Origin of the sequence: Mesorhizobium sp. PAMC28654 (assembly GCF_020616515.1) — a bacterium.
Lineage (GTDB): Bacteria > Pseudomonadota > Alphaproteobacteria > Rhizobiales > Rhizobiaceae > Mesorhizobium.
The window spans coordinates 5,173,323-5,195,951 of sequence record NZ_CP085135.1 but is presented as its reverse complement, the minus strand read 5'-3'; the positions used below and the strand labels follow the sequence as shown (position 1 = coordinate 5,195,951).

The 22,629-nt window shown below is 63.4% G+C and carries 17 protein-coding genes and 2 pseudogenes; 14 read left to right on the top strand and 5 right to left on the bottom strand.

Annotation, left to right across the window (positions count from 1 at the left end; translation table 11 throughout):
- Positions 1-51: 51 nt before the first annotated feature.
- Positions 52-1,205 (bottom strand): annotated as a pseudogene (locus LGH82_RS25550) (dihydrodipicolinate synthase family protein).
- Between the two features lie 239 nt (positions 1,206-1,444).
- Between LGH82_RS25550 and LGH82_RS25545 the strand changes: the two are divergent.
- The 14 genes and pseudogenes from LGH82_RS25545 (at position 1,445) to LGH82_RS25480 (ending at position 17,762) form a co-directional block, all read left to right on the top strand.
- Positions 1,445-2,488, top strand: a complete 1,044-nt coding sequence (locus tag LGH82_RS25545) for a LacI family DNA-binding transcriptional regulator (RefSeq protein ID WP_227345386.1) — start codon at positions 1,445-1,447, stop codon at positions 2,486-2,488.
- The gene (locus LGH82_RS25540) at positions 2,485-3,519 is read left to right on the top strand and encodes a Gfo/Idh/MocA family protein (protein ID WP_227345385.1); all 1,035 of its coding nucleotides are present in this window, start codon (positions 2,485-2,487) and stop codon (positions 3,517-3,519) included. Before LGH82_RS25545 ends, LGH82_RS25540 begins: the two co-directional genes overlap by 4 nt.
- On the top strand, positions 3,516-5,117 hold the full coding sequence (locus LGH82_RS25535) for an acyl CoA:acetate/3-ketoacid CoA transferase (RefSeq protein ID WP_227345384.1): 1,602 nt from the start codon (positions 3,516-3,518) through the stop codon (positions 5,115-5,117). The genes LGH82_RS25540 and LGH82_RS25535 overlap by 4 nt, the downstream gene beginning before the upstream one ends.
- Positions 5,110-5,884: pseudogene (locus LGH82_RS25530) on the top strand (enoyl-CoA hydratase/isomerase family protein). The gene LGH82_RS25535 and the pseudogene LGH82_RS25530 overlap by 8 nt, the downstream one beginning before the upstream one ends.
- A gap of 15 nt (positions 5,885-5,899) precedes the next feature.
- A complete protein-coding gene (locus LGH82_RS25525) occupies positions 5,900-7,411 on the top strand; it encodes an aldehyde dehydrogenase family protein (protein ID WP_227345383.1) in 1,512 nt (503 codons plus the stop codon).
- 59 nt (positions 7,412-7,470) lie between these two features.
- Positions 7,471-8,724 (top strand): ABC transporter substrate-binding protein, encoded by a 1,254-nt coding sequence (locus LGH82_RS25520; RefSeq protein WP_227345382.1) that lies wholly within the window; start codon positions 7,471-7,473, stop codon positions 8,722-8,724.
- 89 nt (positions 8,725-8,813) lie between these two features.
- Positions 8,814-9,770, top strand: a complete 957-nt coding sequence (locus LGH82_RS25515; protein ID WP_227345381.1) for a carbohydrate ABC transporter permease — start codon at positions 8,814-8,816, stop codon at positions 9,768-9,770.
- Entirely contained in the window at positions 9,767-10,711 is a 945-nt protein-coding gene (locus LGH82_RS25510) for a carbohydrate ABC transporter permease (RefSeq protein WP_227345380.1), read from the top strand. The genes LGH82_RS25515 and LGH82_RS25510 overlap by 4 nt, the downstream gene beginning before the upstream one ends.
- 4 nt (positions 10,712-10,715) lie before the next feature.
- On the top strand, positions 10,716-11,831 hold the full coding sequence (locus LGH82_RS25505; protein ID WP_227345379.1) for an ABC transporter ATP-binding protein: 1,116 nt from the start codon (positions 10,716-10,718) through the stop codon (positions 11,829-11,831).
- 5 nt (positions 11,832-11,836) lie between these two features.
- Entirely contained in the window at positions 11,837-13,339 is a 1,503-nt protein-coding gene (locus LGH82_RS25500) for a GMC oxidoreductase (RefSeq protein ID WP_227345378.1), read from the top strand.
- A gap of 208 nt (positions 13,340-13,547) precedes the next feature.
- Complete coding sequence (locus LGH82_RS25495; protein WP_227345377.1) at positions 13,548-14,309, top strand: 3-ketoacyl-ACP reductase; 762 nt, start codon at positions 13,548-13,550, stop codon at positions 14,307-14,309.
- Positions 14,310-14,321: 12 nt separating this feature from the next.
- Positions 14,322-15,950 (top strand): GMC family oxidoreductase, encoded by a 1,629-nt coding sequence (locus tag LGH82_RS25490; protein WP_227345376.1) that lies wholly within the window; start codon positions 14,322-14,324, stop codon positions 15,948-15,950.
- A gap of 20 nt (positions 15,951-15,970) precedes the next feature.
- The gene (locus tag LGH82_RS25485) at positions 15,971-16,279 is read left to right on the top strand and encodes a Dabb family protein (protein ID WP_227345375.1); all 309 of its coding nucleotides are present in this window, start codon (positions 15,971-15,973) and stop codon (positions 16,277-16,279) included.
- 244 nt (positions 16,280-16,523) lie between these two features.
- On the top strand, positions 16,524-17,762 hold the full coding sequence (locus tag LGH82_RS25480) for an MFS transporter (RefSeq protein WP_227345374.1): 1,239 nt from the start codon (positions 16,524-16,526) through the stop codon (positions 17,760-17,762).
- A 50-nt stretch (positions 17,763-17,812) separates the two neighbouring features.
- Here the strand turns inward: LGH82_RS25480 and LGH82_RS25475 are convergent, their stop codons facing one another.
- From LGH82_RS25475 to LGH82_RS25460, 4 genes are all read right to left on the bottom strand, one after another.
- Complete coding sequence (locus LGH82_RS25475; RefSeq protein WP_227345373.1) at positions 17,813-18,658, bottom strand: EamA family transporter; 846 nt, start codon at positions 18,656-18,658, stop codon at positions 17,813-17,815.
- 10 nt (positions 18,659-18,668) lie between these two features.
- Complete coding sequence (locus LGH82_RS25470; RefSeq protein ID WP_227345372.1) at positions 18,669-19,562, bottom strand: endonuclease/exonuclease/phosphatase family protein; 894 nt, start codon at positions 19,560-19,562, stop codon at positions 18,669-18,671.
- A gap of 208 nt (positions 19,563-19,770) precedes the next feature.
- Positions 19,771-21,321 carry a cation:proton antiporter gene (locus tag LGH82_RS25465; RefSeq protein ID WP_227345371.1) on the bottom strand — a complete coding sequence of 517 codons (1,551 nt, stop codon included), beginning with the start codon at positions 21,319-21,321 and terminating at the stop codon, positions 19,771-19,773.
- A 218-nt stretch (positions 21,322-21,539) separates the two neighbouring features.
- Positions 21,540-22,604 carry an ABC transporter ATP-binding protein gene (locus tag LGH82_RS25460; RefSeq protein ID WP_227345370.1) on the bottom strand — a complete coding sequence of 355 codons (1,065 nt, stop codon included), beginning with the start codon at positions 22,602-22,604 and terminating at the stop codon, positions 21,540-21,542.
- Positions 22,605-22,629 lie beyond the last annotated feature (25 nt).

Below are 22,629 nucleotides of genomic sequence, written 5' to 3'. Positions count from 1 at the left end.
TACAGATTTGACCCGGCAAGGCAACGCGTTGCAGCGTCGCCGTACTCGCGGTCAGACGCCCGCGATCGCGCAGAGATTTTTCATCCTGGCGACGGCCAGATCCGGATCGGCAAGCAGCCCAGCCTTGTCCGCGAGCCGGAAGATATCGGCATAATGGCGGATGCCGCGCGCCGACTGCATTCCGCCGACCATGGTAAAATGATCCTGATGGCCATTGAGCCATGCCATGAAGACGATGCCGGCCTTGTAGTACTCGGTCGGCGCCTCGAAGATTTTCGCGATAGCGGCACCGTCGGCGCCATCAGCGCGTCGTAGCCGGCGCGGTCGCCCTCGGCCAGTTTCACCAGCGCTGCATTGGCGACCGGCGCGATCGCGTCAAAAATGCCAAGCAGGGCGTGCGAATGTCTGTGTCCGTCGCCAGCGATCAGTTCGGGATAGTTGAAGTCATCACCGGTGAACATGACGACGCCTTCAGGCAGCCTGTTCCTGAGCGCAACCTCCTTGCCGGCATCCAGCAGCGAGATTTTTATGCCTTCGACCTTGCCGGCATGGCGCTCGATGATACCAACGACGGTGTCGAGCGTGGCGTCGAAATCATGCGAGCCCCAGTATCCCTTCAATGCCGGATCGAACATGTCGCCCAGCCAGTGCAGGATGACCTTGCCGGAGGCCTGGGACAGGATACGGTCATAGACACGGGCATAATCATCGGGACCCTTGGCCGCTGCCGCCAGCGCGCGGCTGGCCATCATGATCGCCTTGCCGCCCTGCCCTTCGATGAAAGCGAATTGTTCCTCATAGGCGGCGACCACGTCGTCGATCGTCCTCCCCGCGCTCGCTGCCAGATGGTCCGTGCCGGCGCCTGAGGCAAGATTAGCACCCTCGACGGTCCGCGCCTCGGCGATCGAGCGGCGGATCAATTCCTTGGCGCTTGTCCAGTCGAAACCCATGCCGCGCTGCGAAGTGTCCATCGCCTCGGCGATGCGGAAGCCGAGCCGCCACAGATGATGGCGAAATTCCATCGTCTTCTCCCAGTCGACAACCGGTCGAGACCACGGATCGGTCATCGCCAGGGGATCGGCGACGACATGAGCCGCGGCATAGGCGACGCGCGAAAACAGCCCGCCGATGTCAGGCTGCACCGGCTGGCCGACGAGCTGATAGCGGGCGCCGCGCCCACCTTCTTCTGGCAAGGTAATGTCCATCGATCTCTCCCTTCCCGGAGCCTATAAATGGAACGTTCCAATAAATCAAGAACCTTTATGATTTCGGGCCTGACACCCTCGAAATGCTGCGGTGCAATACGCAAGCCCTTGATGGATACCATGTTCAGCCGATATCGATCAATTATTCGAGTTGAGAAAAAATCCTGATTGACTCGAATGCCGGGGGGTGATTAGAACGTTCCAATTAATTAGCGAGAAAACCGAGAGGATGCATCCAGATGGCCAGCCGGGCCAAGGCGACGATACTAGACATCGCCCGCGAGGCGGGCGTGTCGAAGTCGACGGTGTCGCTCGTGCTCCAGGGCAGCGGGCTGATCCGGCCTGAAACCGCGAGCAAGGTGCGCAAGGCGATCGAGGATGTCGGTTACGTCTACAACCGCGGCGCCGCCAATCTGCGCAAGGCTCACTCCAATGTCATCGGCATGGTCATCAACGATCTCACCAACCCCTTTTTCGCCGAACTGGCTGTCGGCATGGAGCGTGTCTTCCAGTCGGCCGGCATCGTGCCCTTCATCGCCAACACGGCCGAAAATCCGGTGCGCCAGGAAGAAGTGCTGAAATCGCTGATGGAACAGGGCGTCGCCGGCCTCATCGTGTCGCCGGCGCGCGGCACGACGCCCGGCGCCTTCCGGAAGCTGGAGATGGCAGGCGTTCCGGTCGTCTTCGCCATGCGCCGGCTGCCTGAAAGCCGTATCCCGGTGATCGCGCCGGACAATCATCGCGGCGCCTACCTTGCCGCCGCCCATCTGATCGGCAAGGGGCATCGCCGGCTGGCTTTCTTCGGCGGCTCATCCGATCTGGTCGTCTATCACGAAAGGCTGGGCGGCTTTCGCGAAGCCTGCGAGACGCTCGGCATCGCGGCGGGCGACATACTGGTGGTCGAGGGTGAGACCAGCCGCCGGGGCGGTATTGCCTGCCTGGAAACGGCGCTGTCGGTGGCCGAGCCGCCGACCGCGGCACTCTGTTTCAACGACGCGGTCGCCTTCGGCGTCATGCTGGCGCTGCGCAAGCGCGGGCTGGAGCCCGGAGCGGATTTCGCCGTCGTTGGGTTCGACGACGTGGTCGAGGCCGAGCACTACATGCCGGCGCTGACCAGCGTCTCGGTGGATACCGCGGGCCTCGGCGAACGCGCCGCCCACGTCATGCTGAAGATGATTCAATCACGCACCACGCGCGCCGAGGACCATATCGGCGCGGTCAACCTCGTGGTCAGGGAAAGCTGCGGTCCCAATCGGCCTGTAGGAATGGGGAATGCGGCATGAGCGTCAGATGGGGTCTGATCGGCGCGAGCACGATCGCAAAACAGTTCATGATCGACGCCATCCGTGCGCAAGCCGATGGCGAGATTTCAGCAGTGATGAGCTCCAGCCCGGAGCGCGCCGCGACCTATGCAACGGAAAACGGCATCCCGCTCGCCGTCTCGACGCTTGACGGCCTTCTCGGCGTGGATATCGACGCCGTCTACATTTCGACCACCAACGAATTGCATCTCGAACAAGCACTCGCCGCGATCAAGGCGGGAAAGCACGTGCTGTGCGAGAAGCCGCTGGCGCTGACCAGCGCCGATGCGCGCAGGATGGTCGCCGCCGCCAAGGCAGCCGGTGTCGTGCTCGGCACCAACCACCATCTGCGCAATGCCGGTGCGCACCGGGCGATGCGCGAGGCGATTGCCGCCGGCCGGATCGGCAGGCCGATCGCCGCGCGCGTGTTCCACTCGGTCTATCTGCCGGAAAACCTGCAGGGCTGGCGCATCACCAGGCATGAAGCCGGCGGCGGCGTGGTGCTGGACATCACCGTGCATGATGCCGACACGCTGCGCTTCGTGCTCGGCGACGATCCCACCGAGATTTCGGCGTTCACGCAAACCGCCGGCATGGCCGCTGGCGGCCTGGAAGACGGCGCCATGTGCATCTGGCGCTTCAAGTCGGGCGTCATCGCCCAGTCGCATGAGGGCTTCACCACCAGATTCGCTGATACCGGCTTCGAGGTGCATGGCTCGGAAGGTTCGCTGATCGCCAGGAATGTGATGACGCAGAAGCCGGTCGGTTCCGTGACCCTGCGTACTGCAAAAGGCGAAGAGGAATTGAGCTTCGACCGCGAAGGTCTCTATGCACGGTCTCTGCGCCAGTTCCATGCAGCGATCCGTGGCGAGGGTCAGCCCTCCGCCACCGGCGAAGATGGCGTCTGGTCCCTCACCGCAGCCGAAGCGGCATTGCAATCGGCGAGGACCGGCAAGACCGTCGAGATCAATCCAAGACTCGAGAGTAATACAAGACTGGGGAGCGCAGCTTGAGCAAGGTCGTCTCCGCCGCTGACGCAGCAGGCCTGATCAAGGACGGCATGGTCGTTTCCGTGTCCTCGTCGAGCGGCCTCGGCTGCCCGGACGCGGTGCTTGCCGCCATTGGCGAGCGCTTCGACACGGAAGGCCATCCGAAGAACATCACCACGCTGCACCCGATCGCCGCCGGCGACATGTACGGCATCAAGGGCATCGATCATCTGGCCAAGCCCGGCCTTTTGAAGCGCACGCTGTGCGGCTCCTATCCCTCCGGCCCGTCCTCGTCCGAACCGCCACAGATCTGGAAGATGATCGGTGACAATTCGGTCGCCGCCTACAATGTGCCGTCGGGCATCCTGTTCGACATGCACCGCGAGGCCGCCGCCAAGCGACCGGGCGTGCTGACCAAGGTCGGCCTCGACACCTTCGCCGACCCGCGCCACCAGGGCTGCGCGATGAACGCGGCAGCCAGTGACCCCATCGTTTCGGTGCAGCAATTCGACGGCGAGGAATGGCTCTATTTCCGCTCGATCGTCCCGCACGTCTCGATCATCCGCGCCACCACGGCGGATGAGCGCGGCAACCTCACCTATGAGCATGAGGGTGCCTATCTCGGCGGCCTCGAACAGGCGCTAGCCGCCCGCAACAATGGCGGCGTCGTCATCGCGCAGGTCAAGCGCGTTGTCGAGAACGGCACGCTGAAGCCGCATGACGTGCGCGTGCCCTGCGTGCTGGTCGACCATATCGTCGTTGCGCCCGACCAGTTGCAGACGACGCTGACGCCTTATGATCCGGCCATCTCCGGCGAGATCTTCCGGCCACTATCAAGCTTCCGCAACGCCGAGATGAACGTCCAGAAGGTCATCGCGCGCCGCGTCGCCATGGAGCTTCGCGACGGCATGGCCGTCAACATCGGCTTCGGCATATCAGCCAACGTGCCGCGCATCCTCCTGGAGGAAGGCCAGCATGGCAAGGTCACCTGGGTGATCGAACAGGGCGCGGTCGGCGGCGTGCCGCTGCTCGACTTCAAGTTCGGTTGCTCGTCGAATGCCGACGCCTTCATGCCCTCGCCGCACCAGTTCATCTATTTCCAGGCCGGCGGCTTCGACGCCTCGCTCTTGTCCTTCCTGCAGATCGACCGTCACGGCTCGGTCAACGTGTCGAAGCTTTCGGCACGGCCGCATGTCACCGCGGGCGCCGGCGGCTTCGTCGATATCACCGCGCGGGCGAAGAAAATCGTCTTCTCCGGCTTCTTCAATGCCGGCGCCAAGCTGTCGCTGGCCGATGGCGGCATCCGCATAAATGCGGAAGGCAAAATCAAGAAGATGGTCGCCGAGGTCGAGCACATCTCCTTCTCCGGCAAGCGCGCGGTCGCGCAAGGGCAGGACATCACCTACGTCACCGAGCGCTGCGTGATGAAGTTGACGCCGGAGGGACTGGTCGTCACGGAGATCGCGCCCGGCATTGATCTGCGGCGCGATGTGCTGGCGCAGTCGGAGATTCCGCTCGGCGTCGCTAAGGACCTCAAGACGACACCGGAAGCGCTCTATCGCGATGAGCCGATCGGCCTGTCGCTGAATGGCGGCGCCTCGCTTGGAGGCGCGCATGGCTGAGCGTCCCGTCACCTTCGAAAAGGACGGCGCCATCGGCGTCGTCACGCTGCGCCGTCCGGAGAAATTCAACGCGCTGGACATCCCGATGCTGCGCGCGCTGGAAACAGCGCTGGACGAGGCTGAGATGGCTGAAGGCGTGCGTGTCGTGCTGCTCTCCAGCGAAGGCAAGGGTTTTTGTGCCGGCGGCGATGTCGAGGCGTGGGCGCAAATGAGCGCCGCCGATTTCCAGGTGCAGTGGGTGCGTTACGGCCACCGCGTCTTCGACCGGCTGGCGCGGCTGCGGCAACCGACCATCGCGGTCCTGTCCGGCCACGCACTGGGTGGCGGGCTGGAACTGGCGGTTGCCTGCGATTTCCGCCTCGCCGAGGCGCATGTGAAATTGGGTTTTCCGGAAACCTCGATCGGCGTCGTGCCCGGCTGGTCCGGCACGCAGCGCGCGGTACGCCGCTTCGGCGCAGACGGTGCGTCGCATGGCTCTCGGCGGTGAGATTCTCCTCGCGTCCGAAGCGCTGATCCTGGGCGTCGTCGACCGAGTGGTCGAAACCGGTAAGTCATTCGACGAAGCCAAGGCCTGGGCAGGAAAGATCGCCGAGCGCGGACCGCTGGCGACGGAAGCCGCCAAGCTGATGATCGCGGTCGCCGAAGGCGAGGAAAGTGCCGCTGCAACAGAGGCGCTAGCCAGCGGCTTCATCGCCCTGACCGGCGATCTCAAGGCCGGTGTCGGCGCTTTCAAGACCAAACAGAAGCCGGCATTTTCAAGATCATAGAGAAAAGTGAAGCTGATGAATCTGCCCCTCAAGATCGCCATGCCCGCCGAGGCATCCACAGCGCCGAAAACCTACCGGCTGCTGATCGACGGCAAGCATGTCGATGCCCGTGACGGCCGCACGCTGGAACGCAAGAGCCCCGGCCATGGCTTCACCGTCTCGCATTATGCGCAGGCCGGCACAGCCGAAGTGGAAGCGGCAGTACAGGCTGCGCACAGGGCATTCGAAACCGGCCCGTGGCCGCGCATGAAGGCCGCCGAACGCGCCGCGATCCTGCTCAAGGCGGCCGACCTGATCGAGGTGCGGCTGGAAGACATCGCCCGCCTCGACGCGTTGGAATCCGGCAAGCCGATCGCCCAGGCGCGCGGTGAGATCGGCGGCGCCGTCGACATCTGGCGCTATGCCGCATCGCTTGCCCGCACGCTGCACGGCGAATCCTACGCCAATCTTGGCGACGCCATGTTGGGCGTGGTCGTGCGCGAGCCGATCGGCGTGGTCTCGATCATCACGCCGTGGAATTTCCCCTTCCTTATCGTCAGCCAGAAACTGCCCTTCGCACTTGCCGCCGGCTGCACGGCGGTGGTCAAGCCGAGCGAGATGACATCGGCCTCGACCTTCGTTCTCGGCGACATCCTGATGCAGGCCGGCCTGCCCGCCGGCGTCGTCAACATCATCGCGGGTCTCGGCAACGACGTCGGTGCGCCAATGGTCAGCCATCCGCTGGTCGAGATGGTGTCATTCACCGGCTCGACCCGCGTCGGCAAGATGACCATGGCGTCGGCCGCGCGGTCGCTGAAGAAAGTGTCGATGGAGCTCGGCGGCAAGAATGGCCAGATCGTCTTTCCCGATGCCGACCTCGAGGCGGCCGCCGACGCCGCCGTGTTCGGCGGCTTCTTCAACGCCGGCGAATGCTGCAACGCCGGCAGCCGGCTGATCGTGCACGAGGCGATCGCCGATGACTTCCTCGCCGCTGTAAAGGCGCTTACCGCCAAGGTCACCGTCGGCGATCCGCTCGACGACCGCACCAAGGTCGGCGCGATGATCTCGTCCGACCATCTGGCCAAGGTGACTGATTACGTCGCGGCAGCCGCGAGCGATGGCAGCAGTGTCTACAGCGGCGGCAAGCAGCTGACCTCGAATGCCGGCCAATATCTCGACCCCACCATCATTCGCGGCGTCACCGAGGACATGGCCATCGCCCGGGAAGAAGTGTTCGGGCCGGTGCTTTCCGTGCTCACCTTTGAATCGATTGAAAAGGCGTTGCACATCGCCAACAACACGCCCTATGGTTTGTCGGCGGGCGTGTGGAGCGCCAGCATCGACACATGCATGTCGGTGGCGCGAAGTGTGCGTTCGGGAACCGTTTGGGTGAATACGTTCATGGAAGGTTATCCCGAGCTGCCTTTCGGAGGCTACAAGCAGTCCGGTCTTGGACGCGAACTCGGCAAACGCGCCGTCGAGGATTATACCGAGGAAAAGACAATCCAGTTTCATCGCGGCCAGCGCACCGGATGGTGGGTCGGCTGAGTTGGGAAGAACCCGGTGGGCAGCCACCGGTCGTGTAACTGCAACAAGGGAGGAAGTTCATGTTGCGCAAACTGCTTATCGGAACGGCTCTGGCGTCGAGCTTTGCTTTCGCGGCCCACGCCGCGGACGTCAAGGAAGTGCAGATGCTGCATTGGTGGACGTCAGGCGGCGAAGCGGCTGCCCTCAACGTGCTCAAGCAGGATCTGGCCAAGGAAGGCTATGCCTGGAAGGACGTGCCGGTGGCCGGCGGCGGCGGCGACACCGCCATGACCGCGTTGAAGGCGATGGTCGCGGCGGGCAACTACCCGACAGCCTCGCAGATGCTCGGCTATACCGTGCTCGACTATGCCGCTGAAGGCGTGATGGGCGACCTGACCGAGACGGCGAAGAAGGAAGGCTGGGACAAGTCGGTTCCGGCGGCCCTGCAGAAGTTCTCGGTCTACCAGGGCAAGTGGGTCGCGGTTCCCGTGAACGTCCACTCGGTCAACTGGCTGTGGATCAACAAGGCCGTGATGGACAAGATCGGCGGCACCGAGCCGAAGACCTTCGACGACTTCATCGCACTGCTCGACAAGGCCAAGGCGGCTGGTGTCATCCCGCTGGCGCTCGGCGGTCAGAACTGGCAGGAAGCCACCATGTTCGACTCGGTGGTGCTGTCGACCGGCGGACCTGAATTCTACAAGAAGGCCTTCAACGACCTCGACGACGCCTCGCTCAAGTCGGATACGATGAAGAAGTCGTTCGACAACCTCGCCAAGCTCGTCACCTATGTCGATCCGAACTTCTCGGGCCGTGACTGGAACCTGGCCACCGCCATGGTCATCAAGGGCGATGCCCTGGTGCAGGTCATGGGCGACTGGGCCAAGGGTGAGTTCCACGCCGCCAAGAAGGTCGCGGGCACCGACTTCCTGTGCTATCGCTTCCCGGGCACCGACGGCTCAGTGATCTACAACTCCGACATGTTCGCCATGTTCAACGTTCCGGACGACCGCAAGGCCGCCCAGATCGCCCTGGCCACCGCCACCCTGTCGAAGAGCTTCCAGTCGGCCTTCAACGTCGTCAAGGGCTCGGTCCCCGCTCGTACCGACGTGCCGGATACCGACTTCGACGCTTGCGGCAAGAAGGGCATCGCCGACCTGAAGCACGCCAATGAAGGCGGCACACTGTTCGGCTCGCTGGCCCAGGGCTATGGCGCGCCTCCGGCGGTCGCCAACGCCTACAAGGACGTCGTGACGAAGTTCGTCCATGGCCAGATCAAGACCTCCGACGAGGCCGTGACCGAGCTGGTCAAGGCGATCGACGACGCCAAGTAAGAAGCACGGACCAAAAACGCCTTCCCCGCTCCGGCGGGGAAGGTTCCGATCCGCGAGCCTGATTGGCCTGGGGTCGACGGGAGGAGCTTATGAGCACGGTAGCAACAAGCCAGATCAAACTGACGCCGGAGTACACGCGCCCGCGCACCTCCGTTCGCTCGCGTCTGCAGGACGCCCTGCCTAAGATTGTGCTGGCGCCAAGCTTCGCCATCACCATCGTCTTCGTCTACGGCTTCATCCTGTGGACGATCTATCTGTCCTTCACCAATTCCAAGACCTTCCCGTCTTATGTCATCACCGGACCGCGCGCCTATCAGCGGCTGTGGGGCTGGACCTTCGACAGTGACCCGCCATCGAGCTGGTACACGTCGATCGTCAATATGGGCATCTTCGGCTTTCTCTACATTTCCATCTGCCTGGCGCTCGGCTTGTTCCTGGCCATCCTGCTCGACCAGAAGATCCGCGGCGAAGGTGTGCTGCGCCCGATCTATCTGTACCCGATGGCGCTCTCCTTCATCGTCACCGGCGTCGCCTGGAAATGGTTCCTCGATCCCGGTCTCGGCCTTGAGCAGACGCTGCACCAGTGGGGCTGGACGAGCTTCCATTTCGACTGGATCAAGAACAAGGATTTCGTCATCTACACGGTGGTCATCGCCGGCGTCTGGCAGGCCTCCGGCTTCATCATGGCGATGTTCCTGGCCGGCCTGCGCGGCATCGACGGCGAGATCATGAAAGCCGCGCAGATCGATGGCGCCACCACCTTCCAGCTTTATCGCCGCATCGTCATTCCGCTGTTACGGCCGATCTTCCTGTCGGCCTTCATCGTGCTCGCCCACCTCGCCATCAAGTCGTACGATCTGGTGGTCGCGCTGACCAGCGGCGGACCCGGCGGTTCGGCCTGGCTGCCTTCGAACTTCATGTACGAATACACATTCAAGCGCAACGAGATGGCCGTCGGATCGGCCAGCGCCGTGATCATGCTGATGGCCATCGTCGCCATCATCGTGCCCTATCTCTATTCCGAGCTCAGGGAGAAGCCGCGATGAGCGCTATCGCCACCCCTGCCCGCCAGGCCACCGGCGGCATCAACGTCAGGGTCATGAACCGCATCGTCATCTATGGGCTGCTGGCGCTGTTCGCGGTGTTCTACCTGATGCCGCTGTTCGTCATGCTGGTCACCTCGTTCAAGACCATGGACGAGATCCAGAACGGCAATATGCTGGCACTGCCCAAGGCGCCGACCTTCGACCCATGGCTGAAGGCCTGGGGTGAGACCTGTGTCGGCCTCACCTGCGCCGGCATCAAGGGTTACTTCTGGAACTCCATCAAGATGGTGGTTCCGGCAGTGCTGATCTCGACCATGCTCGGCGCGCTCAACGGCTACGTGCTGACCAAATGGCGCTTTCGCGGCCACACGCTGGTCTTCGGGCTGATGCTGTTTGCCTGCTTCATCCCGTTCCAGTCGGTGCTGTTGCCGATGGCGACAATCCTGGGCAGTCTCGGTCGCTTCGGTACCACCCTGCAGAACGCGACGGGCACAAGCTTCGGCCTCGGCAATTCGACGGTCAACCTCGTCTTCGTCCACGTCGTCTACGGCATCGGCTTCACCACGCTGTTCTTCCGCAACTATTACGAGGCGTTCCCAACCGAACTGGTCAAGGCCGCGCAGGTCGATGGCGCCTCCTTCTTCCAGATATTCCGGCGCATCATGCTGCCGAATTCGATGCCGATCATCGTCGTCACCGTCATCTACCAGTTCACCAACATCTGGAACGACTTCCTGTTCGCCTCGGCTTACGCCGGAACCGGCGACGCAATGCCGATGACGGTGGCCCTCAACAATGTCGTCAACACCTCGACCGGCGTCGTCGAATACAATGTCAACATGGCGGCCGCGATGATCGCGGCATTGCCCACCCTTCTCGTCTACGTGCTTGCCGGCCGCTACTTCGTGCGCGGTCTGATGGCAGGCGCCGTCAAAGGATAATCCGATGGCCTTTCTGGAAATTGATGGTTTGAGGAAGCGTTTCGGCCAGGTCGAGATCCTCAAGGGGATCGACCTGGATCTGGAAAAAGGCGGCTTCCTGGTGCTGGTCGGCCCCTCCGGCTGCGGCAAGTCCACGCTGCTCAACACCATCGCCGGGCTGGAGACGATTACCTCGGGCGAAATCCGTGTCGACGGCCGCACGATCAACGATCTGCATCCGTCCAAGCGCGACATCGCCATGGTGTTCCAGAGCTACGCGCTCTACCCGAACATGACGGTGGCCGGGAACATCTCCTTCGGCATGGAGATGCGCGGCGTGCCGGCGGCGGATCGCCAGAAGGCGATCGACAAGGTGGCCAAAGTGCTGCAGATCGGCCATCTCCTGAAGCGCAAGCCGAGCCAGCTTTCCGGCGGCCAGCGCCAACGCGTCGCCATGGGCCGGGCGCTGGTGCGCGACCCCAAACTGTTCCTGTTCGACGAGCCGCTTTCCAACCTCGACGCCAAGCTGCGCGTCGACATGCGCATCGAGATCAAGCGCCTGCATGCCACCACCGGCACCACCATCGTCTACGTCACCCACGACCAGATCGAGGCGATGACACTGGCGACCAAGATCGCGGTCATGCGCGACGGCGAGGTCCAGCAGTTCGGCACGCCGGCCGAGATCTACAACAACCCGACCAATCTCTTCGTCGCCGATTTCATGGGTTCGCCGGCGATGAATTTGATCCCGGCGACGATCGGCACCAACGGCAACGCGCTTTCCGTCGTGCTGCAGCGCGAGGCGCGCGAGCCGATCTCGCTGCCGATGGCCAACGCGCCGGCGGGCCTGTCGGCATTCCAGGGCAAGCCGATCATCTTCGGCGTCCGCCCGGAAGCGCTGACCGATCCGGAAGGTGCCGAGCGCAACGCCTCGAACATTGCCACCGCTGACTGCCATATCGAGGTCGTCGAACCGGCGGGCTCCGACACCTTCGCCGTCACCAATCTTGGTGGCAAGGGCGTGGTGGCGCGGCTGCGCGCCGACGCCAACATCCACCCGGGCACCAACACACCGCTCGCCTTCAACCTGACCAAGGCGGTGTTCTTCGATCCGGCGACCGAGAGCCGCATTCGCTGACGGCTATGACAAATCCGGATATCGTAATCATCGGCTCCGGCATCGGCGGCGCCACGATCGCCTCCGGCCTTGCCGGGAGTGGCGCCTCGATCCTGATGCTGGAACGCGGCGAGCCGCTGCCGGCAACGCCGCATGCGCGCGACACGCGCTCGATCTTCGTCGACGGCCACTACCGGCCGAAGGAGATGTGGCGCGAGGCCGGCGGTGCGGCCTTCAACCCCGGCAACTACTACTATGTCGGCGGCAATTCGAAATTCTACGGCGCGGTGCTGATCCGCTACCGCAGGCAAGATTTTGCCGCCATGGAACACTTTGGCGGCGTCTCCCCGGCGTGGCCGTTTTCCTATGACGAGTTCGAGCCCTGGTACTCGAAGGCCGAGCAGCTGTTTCGCGTGCGCGGCACGCTGGGTGAGGATCCGACCGAGCCGTTCCACTCGATCCCCTATGCCTTCAAGCCGGTGCCAGACGAGGCGCCGATCGCGCGCGCCCGCGCCGAACTCAAGGGCCTTGGCTTGCATCCGGCGTCGCTGCCGCTCGGCGTCGACATCGACACATGGCTGAAGGAGGGCAAGACCGGTTGGGACGCTTTCCCGAACACCGGCCAGGGCAAGATCGACGCGCAAACGGGGCCCCTGACGGCGGCGCTGACCGACGAGAATATCAAGCTCGAAACCGGCGCCTATGTCGAATATCTCGAAGCGTCGCCTGACAGCAAGACCATATCAGCCATACATTATCGGCAGAACGGTGCTCTGAAGAAGGTGACGCCGAAGCTGGTCATCCTCTCGGCGGGGGCGGTCAATTCCGCCGTCATCCTGCTGCGCTCCCCATCATCCGACGGCAAGGGCCTCGCCAACCGTTCCGACCAGGTCGGCCGCAATTTCATGAACCACAATTCGAGCGCCATGCTGGCGATCGATCCACGCCGCAGGAACGATGCCGTTTACCAGAAGACGCTGATGCTGAACGACTACTATCTGTCCGACGGCAAGGGCGGCAAGCCGCTCGGCAACGTCCAGCTTCTCGGCAAGATCGACGGCAACATGCTGAAGGCCAACGTCAAGCTGGCACCGAAGTTCGCCCTCGATTTCATGGCCGGCCACGCCGTCGACTGGTACCTGATGTGCGAGGACCTGCCGGATCCCGAAAGCCGCATCCTGGTCGACGGCAAGGACATCGTCATGCAGTGGCGGCGCTCCAACATGCAATCGCTCGACGGCCTGACCAAGGTGATGCGCGAAAACTTCCGCGCCTGCGGCTATCCGATCGTGCTGTCGCGCCCCTTCGACAAGCGCACGCCCTCGCACCAGTGCGGCACGGTGCGGATGGGAACCGATCCGGCGACCGCGCCACTCGATCCCTTTTGCCGATCGTTTGATCACCGGAACCTCTTCGTCGTCGATGGCGGCTTCCTGCCGAACTCGGCCGCCGTCAACCCGGCGCTGTCGATCGCCGCGCAGGCGTTGCGGGTGGCGGACCACATCCGCAGGGTGGAACTCGTCGCATGATAGGTGAGCGCCGCCCCTCATCCGCCTGCCGGCACCTTCTCCCCGTGAACGGGGAGAAGCCCGCTAACCGGAACCTCGCCGCTCTTTCTGCAACGCTGGCGATTGGCGAAACCAGCGATGGCAGCGTCCTTCTCCCCGTCTCTATACGGGGAGAAGTGCCCGGCAGGGCGATGAGGGGCGGCACTGACCTCCGCAAGGAGGGCGTCCTATGACCCGCCCCGCAGCCATCGTCACCGGCGGCGCACGTGGCATCGGGCTGGCTTGCGCGCAGGCTCTAGCAGAGTCCGGCTTTGACATTCTGGTCGCCGATCTTGCCGAACAAGCGCCAGACGGGCTGGCTGAGAACATCACCGCGCGCGGCGCGAAATTCGCCTATGTCCGTTGTGACATCGCCGATCTCGGCGACCATGCGGCACTTGTCGATGCCGCCATAAGCGCCTTCGGCCGCATCGACTGCCTCGTCAACAACGCCGGCGTCGGCACCGTGGTGCGCGGCGACCTGCTGGAGTTGAAACCGGAAAACTTCGACCGCACGCTCGGCATCAATCTGCGCGGCACCGTCTTCCTCAGCCAGGCCGTCGCCAAGACGATGCTGGCCACACCGGCCGATCGTCCGAAATCCATCATCACCATCACTTCGGTCAGCGCCGAAATGGCGTCTCCGGAACGTCCCGATTACTGCATCTCGAAGGCCGGCCTGTCGATGTGGGTGAAGAACCTGGCACTCAGGCTCGCTCCAGAAAACATCGGCGTGTTCGAGGTACGGCCGGGCATCATCCGCACCGACATGACGTCGGGTGTATCAGCCAAATACGATGCCTTGATCGACGGCGGACTGGTGCCGGCAAAGCGCTGGGGCGAAGCGTCGGATATCGGCGCCGTGGTGGCGACGCTCGCCGCCGGCAAGCTCGGCTTCTCGACCGGCTCGATCATCAATGTCGATGGTGCGCTATCGGTGCCCAGACTGTGAACAGGTGACGCCATGACCGACTACATCATCGTGGGCGCCGGCCCGGCCGGCTGCGTTCTGGCCAACCGGTTGAGCGAAGACCCATCCAATTCGGTGCTCTTGCTGGAAGCCGGGGGCAAGGACTGGCATCCCTATATCCACATGCCCGCCGGCTTCGCCAAGATGACCAAGGGCATCGCCTCCTGGGGTTGGTCGACCGTGCCGCAGAAGCACATGAACGACCGCGTCCTCTGGTACACGCAGGCCAAGGTGGTGGGCGGTGGCTCATCCATTAACGCCCAGATCTACACACGCGGCAATGCCCGCGACTACGACGCCTGGGAGAAGGAAGAGGGCCTAACCGGCTGGGGCTACCGCGACGTGCTGCCCTATTTCAAGCGGGCCGAGAACAACCAGCGCTACGCCAACGACTTTCACGGCGACCAAGGGCCGCTCGGCGTTTCCAATCCGATTTCGCCGCTGCCGATCTGCGAGGCCTATTTCCGCGCCGGCCAGGAGATGGGCATTCCCTTCAACCCGGACTTCAACGGCGCCAGTCAGGAAGGCGTCGGCTATTACCAGCTGACACAGAAGGATGCCCGTCGCTCGTCCGCCTCGGTCGCCTATCTGAAGCCGATCCGCGCCCGCAAGAACCTGACCGTCAGGACCGACGTGCTGGTGATCCGCATCGTCGTCGAGAAAGGCCGCGCCATCGGCGTCGAAATCGTCGACAGGCCGGGCGGCCAGAAGACGATCCTGCGCGCCGACCGCGAGGTCATCGTCTCGTCCGGCGCCATCGGCTCGCCAAAACTCCTGATGCAGTCGGGCATCGGCCCGGCCGATCACCTGAAGTCGGTCGGCGTCACACCGGTGCACGACCTCCCCGGCGTCGGCTCCAACATGCAGGACCATCTCGATTTGTTCGTCATCGCCGAATGCACCGGCGACCACACCTACGACAACTATGCCAAGCTGCACCGCACGGCATGGGCGGGCCTGCAGTACCTGCTGCTGAAGAAAGGCCCGGTGGCCTCCAGCCTGTTCGAGACCGGCGGCTTCTGGTACGCCGACCCCACGGCAGCCTCGCCCGACATCCAGTTTCATCTCGGCCTCGGCTCCGGCATCGAGGCGGGCGTCGAGAAGCTGAACAACCCCGGCGTCACCCTGAACTCGGCCTTCCTGCGCCCGCGCTCTCGCGGCACGGTTCGACTGAAGAGCGCCGATCCGGCCGACCACCCGCTGATCGATCCGAACTACTGGTCCGATCCCTATGACCGCGCCATGTCGCTCAAAGGCTTGAGGCTAGCGCGCGAGATCATGCGGCAGAAAGCACTTTCCTCCTACGTACTGCGCGAGGTGCTGCCCGGTCCCAATCTGCTCAGCGACGATGAGCTGATCGACTATGCCTGCCGCAGTTCCAAGACCGACCATCACCCGGTCGGCACCTGCCGCATGGGCCATGACGACATGGCCGTGGTAACGCCGGACCTGCGGCTGCGCGGCATCGAAGGCTTGCGTGTCTGCGACGCCTCGGTGATGCCGCGCGTGCCCTCCTCCAACACCAATGCGCCGACCATCATGGTCGGTGAAAAAGGCGCCGACCTGATCCTCGGCCGCGAGCCGTTGCCGCCGGCTGTGTTTTCAGGCAATCGCGCCGCATAGAATTCTGGAAGGACAATCCGATGATCAGACACTGCGTCTTCGTCAAATTCCGCAACGATGTCGGCACCGGGGAGCGCAAGGCTGTTCATGCCGATCTCGAGGCGCTGCGACAGGTGATCGACGGCATGGACACCGTGAAATTCAGCGCCAACGTCAGCCCCGAACCCTTCGCGCGCGGCTTCACACACGGCTTCACCATCGACTTCCGCGATGCCGCCGCGCGTGACGCATATCTGGTGCATGAGGCGCATCAACGCGCCGGCGCCCGGCTGGTCGCCGCGCTTGAAGGCGGCACCGACGGGCTGATGGTTTTTGACCTGGATATCTAGAAATCCCGGGCCGCGTTTCTCCACTTCTTTGATCGCTTCGACCGCATACACGTGGAACCTGAGCTTGTTACGGAAAAGTGACCACTGGTCTTCCGAATAGTTCTTCGCTTCAACTGGTCGAACGCGATAGCCTTGCCAATATCGTTAACGACTGTGCCTCGAACAAGGACAGTCAATCACAACGATTGCCGCATCCACAGAGCGGATTCTTTGTGAAACGCATTGTGACAGGGGGAGGAACGCCTTGAATCTCAATTCGCAGCAGAAGAAAACCGTCCTGGCGTCGTTTCTGGGCTGGACGCTGGACGCATTTGATTTCTTCCTTCTGACATTCCTGCTCTCGGATATCGCGTCTGAATTCCAGACCGATGTCCCGGCGGTCTCCAAGGCGCTGTTCCTGACGCTGGCGACGCGTTTCATCGGCGCGTTCTTCTTCGGCATGCTCGCCGACAAATACGGCCGCAAGCCCATCCTCATGCTCAACATCGTCAGCTACTCGGTGATCGGAGCACTGGCTGCCTTCTCGCCCAATCTCGGCATTTTCCTGGTGCTGCGGGCCTTGTTCGGCATCGCCATGGGCGGCGAATGGGGACTGGGCAGTTCGCTGGCCATGGAATCCATCCCGCCCAGCGCACGCGGCATGGTCTCGGGCATCCTGCAATGCGGATATCCGACCGGCTACCTTTTGGCGGCCGTGGTCTATGGCCTGCTCTATCAGCAGACGATCGGCGGCTACACGATCGGCTGGCGCGCCATGTTCCTGCTCAGCTTCGTCCCGGCACTGATCGTGCTCTTCATCCGCTCACACGTGCCGGAATCGCCGGCCTTCGTCGAGGCGCAGAAAACGGTCAAGCCAGGGCTCCTCGAAACGCTTCAAAAACACTGGGGCATCGCCCTCTATTCCGTCGTGCTGATGATGTTCTTCAACTTCTTCAGCCACGGCACGCAGGACCTTTATCCGACCTTCCTGAAGAAGCAGCACGGCTTTGATCCGCACACGGTGAGCTGGATCACCATCGTTGCCAATCTTGGCGCCATCGTCGGTGGCCTGGCGTTCGGCGCGCTTTCCGAGAAGATCGGCCGAGTCAATGCAATCACCATCGCCTGCGTCATCGCCTTGCCAGCGATTCCGCTGTGGGCCTACAGCACCACGCCCGTCATGCTCGCCATCGGCGCCTTTGTCATGCAGATCGCCGTGCAAGGCGCGTGGGGCGTCATCCCCGCGCATCTCAACGAGCTTTCGCCCGGTGCGGTGCGCGCAACCCTGCCCGGCTTCATCTATCAGGCAGGCAATCTCGCGGCGTCCTATGGTGGCCCCTACCAGGCAGGCATCGCTGAAAGCGCTGGCGGCAGCTACGGCTATGCGCTGGCGCTGTTCGCGGGCATTGTCGCCGTCTGTATCATCGTCGTCATCCGCTTCAGCCCGGAACGACGCGGACAGGTGATGACCGTGCACGATGGAGAGATCCCGGCAAGGGCATGATCCCGAAGAGCCGGCACCTCTATGCTGGAGCTGGCTCGTTGGGATCAGCCTCAGCCCATCCTCAGCGCGATAACGCCGGCGACGATGCTGAGCGCGGCCGCGCCGCGCCAGCCGGTCATCTTCTCGCCGAGCGCATAGACGGAGATCATCATCGCGAAGAGGATTGATGTTTCGCGCAGTGACGCCACCGAGGCGATCGGCGCCTTGGTCATCGCCCACATCACGATCCAATAGGCGGCGCCGCTGAGCACGCCAGTGAATATGCCGGTCTTCCAGCTAGCGGCCAGCACAGGTAGCGCCTTGGGCCCCCGGAAGATGAGGCACAGTAAGAGTGCACCCAGCGCGTCGCAGACAAACAGCCATGCCGCATAGCTCTGGGCGGTGGCAGCGAGCCGTGCGCCGCTGCCGTCGGACAGCGTGTAGCTGGCGATGAAGATCGAGGTGCCCAGCGCGTAGCCGACAGCGCGCAGATTGAGCTTCTCAAGATGCGCGCCGCCGCGAAACGACATCACCAGTGTGCCCGCCGACAACAGCACGATGCCGGCTATGGCGGACGGTCCGGGCACTTCGGCAACAACGAATATGCCGCCCAGTGCGGCAAGCAGCGGCGCGGTGCCGCGCGCCAGCGGATAGGTCTGGGCAAAATCCCCGGCCTTGTAGGCGCCGATCAGGAAGGTCCGGTAGCCGATGTGGAAGATCACCGAGGCGATGATGTACGGCCACACCTCGGCCTTCGGCACTTCGACGAAGGGTAGCGCTACAAGCGCCGCCGCTCCCATGCCGAGCGTCATCAGCGTGATCGACATGAAGCGGTCGAGATGGACCTTGACCAGCGCGTTCCAGATCGCATGCATGGCGGCGGCGGCAAGCACCGCGAAGAAGACGAAAAGCGTCATGCGCGGCCCATCAGGCTGGTGTTTCGAGATCAATGTCGACGCGCACCGGAAAATGGTCCGAAGCGACCTCACCGATGTCGGCGCTGACCGAGCGCACCCGCCCCGCGAACATGCCGCCGACAAAGCAATGGTCGAGCCGCCGCTTCGTCAGCCTGCCGTCGATCGTCTTCACATGGGTGTGGAAATCCTCGCCCGGTTCGCTGGCGACGGCAGCCGCATCGACAAAGCCATCGCGATAGGCAGCACCCCGATGATAGGGAGTGCTGCCGACGATGCGCCGGTATTCGGGGCTGCCCGGCTCCATGTTGAAGTCGCCCATCCATATCGCCGCCAGTGGGTTCTCCGGCTCCGGCTCCCCGCCCGTCCAGTTGCGCGCGGGCTCGTCATCCACGCCGCTCCACGGGCCGCCGTCGGACGGGGCCCGACGATGCTCGGCAAGCAGATAGTCGATCTGTTCCAGCCGATCCTCCGCCGCGATATGGGCGAGGTGAAGCGACAGCACCCGCACCGGTCCGGCGGGCGTGCGGATCATGCATTCAAGGGCGGCGTTGCGCGTGTTGAGCGGACGCACGGTGCGGCGCATCGGCAGCGCGTGCAGCCGTGACCAGACGATCGGCAGCTTCGACAGCACCATGGTACCGAACTGCCGGCGGCGGTTGACGATGCGGCCATCCAGCCGCTCGCTGGCGTCCATGTCGAAGGCCGGGCCATAGACCCAGTGATAGTCGGGCAGCAGGCGGGACAGGATCGCTGGCTGGTCGTCGAAATTGCTGCGTTGCCAGTGCCGCTCGACCTCCTGCAAGGCGATGATGTCGGCGCCGGCAACGATGCGTGCGGCGCGCGACAGATCGTAGTAGCCGTCGCCGCCAAATCCGTACTGAATGTTGTAGCTGACCAGCTTCATTGATTATCCGGCTTAGTTTCGTAAGGGGAGTAACGGTTCGGTATCGGGGTTGCAATGTGCAGGGTCATGAAAGGGGCTTGGGCCAGAAGCCCCTCGCCTGCATCCTGCCCTGCGAGATCATGCACCGATTCCAGGACATTGGAGTATTCCCCATGCGCCGAAAAAGGACGCATCGCGCCCGTTGAGCAGCACCGGTCCGGATGCCCTGTCAGGTCGTCAAAGGTTGAAACCGTCCCGGCGGCGAAGCCGCCAGTTCCGTCCAGTCGATTTCTTCCTCCAGGCGGTGGTAGGCTTCGTCGCCGATCGTGCCGTTGCGGCGCAATTCCTCCAGCGCATCACGCTGGCTCTTGATGGCGTAGAGACGCAATTTGTCGTACTCGGTCACTGCCTTGGCGTCGTCGGGATTTTCAGCGAGCGTGCGCTGCGCCGAGTACTGCTCGCGCACCGCGGCCGCCGCATTCGAGGTCTTGCCGCTTAACACGTTCAATGCGGCCTGCATGATGGCGATGCGCGCCTGCGTCACCTCCCGCTCGACCGTCTCATCCGGCTCGAGGTCAAGGACGCGCAGCAACGGTTTCAGGCTCATGCCTTGCAGCACCAGCGTGCCGAGCACGACCGCGAAGGCGGCGAGCACGATCGGGTCGCGGCCGGGAAAGTCGTGCGGCAAGGCAATCGCCGCCACAAGGGTGACGAGCCCACGCATGCCGCACCAGCCGATCAGCACGCCGCCACGAAACGATGGTGCTTGCTGTCGCTGCTCGGCGCTGCCGAAACGCGCCAGCGCCCTGATCACCACCCCGCAGCCGAGCACCCAGACGAGACGCGAAACGATGACCACCGCCAGCACCGTCGCTGCAAACAAGAAGGCTTCGACCTGTCCGGCGCCGGCGAGCCGCTCGACGATCGATCGCGCCTGCAGACCCATCAACACGAAGGCCAGGACGTTCAGCACGAAAACAGCGGTTTCCCAGACCGAATAGGAGCTGACGCGCCTTCTGGCTGACATGTGGCGCGGCGCGGTACGCGCAAGGGTCATGGCGTAGACGACAATGGTGATGATGGCGGAAAGACCCAGCCTGTCAGCCAGGATCCAGACACCGAAAGTGCCTGCGAACTGAAGCACGGTGCTGCTGGCGGCGTCTTCGATGCGACCAAGCGTGGCGAGAGACAAGCGACCTAGCGCGTAGCCGGCCACGAGGCTGCCAACCGTCGACAAGGCAATCATGGGCGCGGCGCTGCTCAACAGGATCGGGCCGAGCGCGGCGGCAACGGCGATGCGATAGATCAGCAGCGCGGTCGCGTCGTTGAGCAGGCTTTCACCCTGCAGGATGGCGGTGATGCGATGCGGCACCTTGAACTGGCCAAGCACCGCCGACGCCGCGACGGCATCGGGCGGCGCGACAATGGCGCCAAGCGCGACGGCCGCGGCGATCGGCAGGCCTGCCATTTTCCATCCGATCAGCGCCACGGTCACTGTCGTGAAGAGAACGGCACCAAGCGCCAGCAGCACCAGCGGCACGCGATAGCGATTGAGGTCGCGCAATGACGTGTCGTAGGCGGCATCGAGCAGCACCGGCGCGATGAACAGGGCAAGCGCCAGGTTCGGGTCGATCTCGATCTTCGGCACACCGGGCAGGAAGGCGATACCCGCGCCCGCCAGTGCCAGCAGCGATGGGTAAGGCACCTGCATGCGTCGTGACACCGCCGTGAGCGCAACGGCGATCAACAAAAGGACAAGCGTCAGTTCGAAAAGGGCCATGCTCTATCGTAGCGGCCGAACGAAGCGATTGGCAGTAGCAAAGTCACCGCAGGGAATGCTGTCCCGACGCCGCGAAATCCCGCACCGTTGGGAGGCACCCCAACTGGCTGCAAGCGCATAGTGCATGATCCCGAAAGGTGGAATCCGGCTTTCGGAAAAGATCATGCTCCAACAAAAAGATAGAGCCCCATCCCGATTCCATCGGGATGGAACAGGCTCTAGTGCAACACCAGCATGTCATTGGACGAGAAGGAAATCTCGGCCTTCTCGCCGACGGCGGGGGGCGGAGCCGTCGGGCTGTTGAACGTGTCCAGCGATACCATGCTGCCGCCGATCCCGACGCGAACCCGGATCACCGAGCCAAGGAAATGCACCTCGGCGATTTCGCCCGAAAGACTGGAATCTCGCCCAGGCTGGCGTCCCAGCGAAATGGCCTCGGGCCGCAGCGCCAGCGACAGCGTGTCACCGGACTTTGATCCATTGAGCTTGCCCTTGAGCAACACTTCCTCACTGTTGACGCGCACCGTGCCCAACGCGGCATCGGTGACGGTGCCTTCGAGCACGTTGAGCGTGCCAACGAAATTGGCGACGAACTTGGTCGCCGGCCGGTTGTAGATCTCGAACGGCGTGCCGACCTGTTCGGCCTTGCCGCCATACATGACAGCGATGCGGTCGGAGATCGACAGCGCCTCTTCCTGGTCATGCGTCACGAAGATGGTGGTGATGCCCAGCTTCTTCTGGATCGAGCGGATTTCCTCGCGCAGCGACACGCGCACCTTGGCGTCGAGCGCCGACAGCGGCTCGTCGAGCAGAAGCAGCTTCGGCTTCGGCGCGATGGCGCGGGCCAGTGCGATGCGCTGCTGCTGGCCGCCCGAGAGCTGGTAGGGATAGCGGTCCGCCATCTGGGGCAGCTTGATGATGTCGAGCATCTCGGCAACGCGAGAGTCAATGTCGGCCTTGGCCATGCCCGCGACTTTCAGGCCGAAGCCGATGTTCTGCGCCACGGTCAGGTTCGGAAACAGCGCATAGGCCTGGAACACCATGCCGACATTGCGCTGGTTTGGCTTCAGCCTTGTGATGTCCTTGCCGCCGACGACGATCTTGCCCGCCGACGGCTCCTCGAAGCCCGCAACCATGCGCAGCACCGTGGTCTTTCCGCAACCGGATGGTCCGAGAAAGGAAACGAATTCGCCGCGCTCGACGTCGAGATTGAAATCCTCCACGACCGTGGTGGCGCCGAAGGACTTTCGCACATGCTGGATGGAGAGGAACGGATCGGCCATGGCTTTTTCTTTCGGTCGGTACTTT

Excerpts from the sequence above, each read along its gene's own strand:
- LGH82_RS25465 (WP_227345371.1), bottom strand. The coding sequence starts at position 21,321 with ATGGCCCTTTTCGAACTGACGCTTGTCCTTTTGTTGATCGCCGTTGCG.
- LGH82_RS25475 (WP_227345373.1), bottom strand. The coding sequence starts at position 18,658 with ATGACGCTTTTCGTCTTCTTCGCGGTGCTTGCCGCCGCCGCCATGCAT.
- LGH82_RS25495 (WP_227345377.1), top strand. The coding sequence starts at position 13,548 with ATGACCCGCCCCGCAGCCATCGTCACCGGCGGCGCACGTGGCATCGGG.
- LGH82_RS25525 (WP_227345383.1), top strand. The coding sequence starts at position 5,900 with ATGAATCTGCCCCTCAAGATCGCCATGCCCGCCGAGGCATCCACAGCG.
- LGH82_RS25485 (WP_227345375.1), top strand. The coding sequence starts at position 15,971 with ATGATCAGACACTGCGTCTTCGTCAAATTCCGCAACGATGTCGGCACC.
- LGH82_RS25515 (WP_227345381.1), top strand. The coding sequence starts at position 8,814 with ATGAGCACGGTAGCAACAAGCCAGATCAAACTGACGCCGGAGTACACG.
- LGH82_RS25505 (WP_227345379.1), top strand. The coding sequence starts at position 10,716 with ATGGCCTTTCTGGAAATTGATGGTTTGAGGAAGCGTTTCGGCCAGGTC.
- LGH82_RS25520 (WP_227345382.1), top strand. The coding sequence starts at position 7,471 with ATGTTGCGCAAACTGCTTATCGGAACGGCTCTGGCGTCGAGCTTTGCT.
- LGH82_RS25470 (WP_227345372.1), bottom strand. The coding sequence starts at position 19,562 with ATGAAGCTGGTCAGCTACAACATTCAGTACGGATTTGGCGGCGACGGC.
- LGH82_RS25500 (WP_227345378.1), top strand. The coding sequence starts at position 11,837 with ATGACAAATCCGGATATCGTAATCATCGGCTCCGGCATCGGCGGCGCC.
- LGH82_RS25545 (WP_227345386.1), top strand. The coding sequence starts at position 1,445 with ATGGCCAGCCGGGCCAAGGCGACGATACTAGACATCGCCCGCGAGGCG.
- LGH82_RS25510 (WP_227345380.1), top strand. The coding sequence starts at position 9,767 with ATGAGCGCTATCGCCACCCCTGCCCGCCAGGCCACCGGCGGCATCAAC.
- LGH82_RS25540 (WP_227345385.1), top strand. The coding sequence starts at position 2,485 with ATGAGCGTCAGATGGGGTCTGATCGGCGCGAGCACGATCGCAAAACAG.
- LGH82_RS25460 (WP_227345370.1), bottom strand. The coding sequence starts at position 22,604 with ATGGCCGATCCGTTCCTCTCCATCCAGCATGTGCGAAAGTCCTTCGGC.
- LGH82_RS25490 (WP_227345376.1), top strand. The coding sequence starts at position 14,322 with ATGACCGACTACATCATCGTGGGCGCCGGCCCGGCCGGCTGCGTTCTG.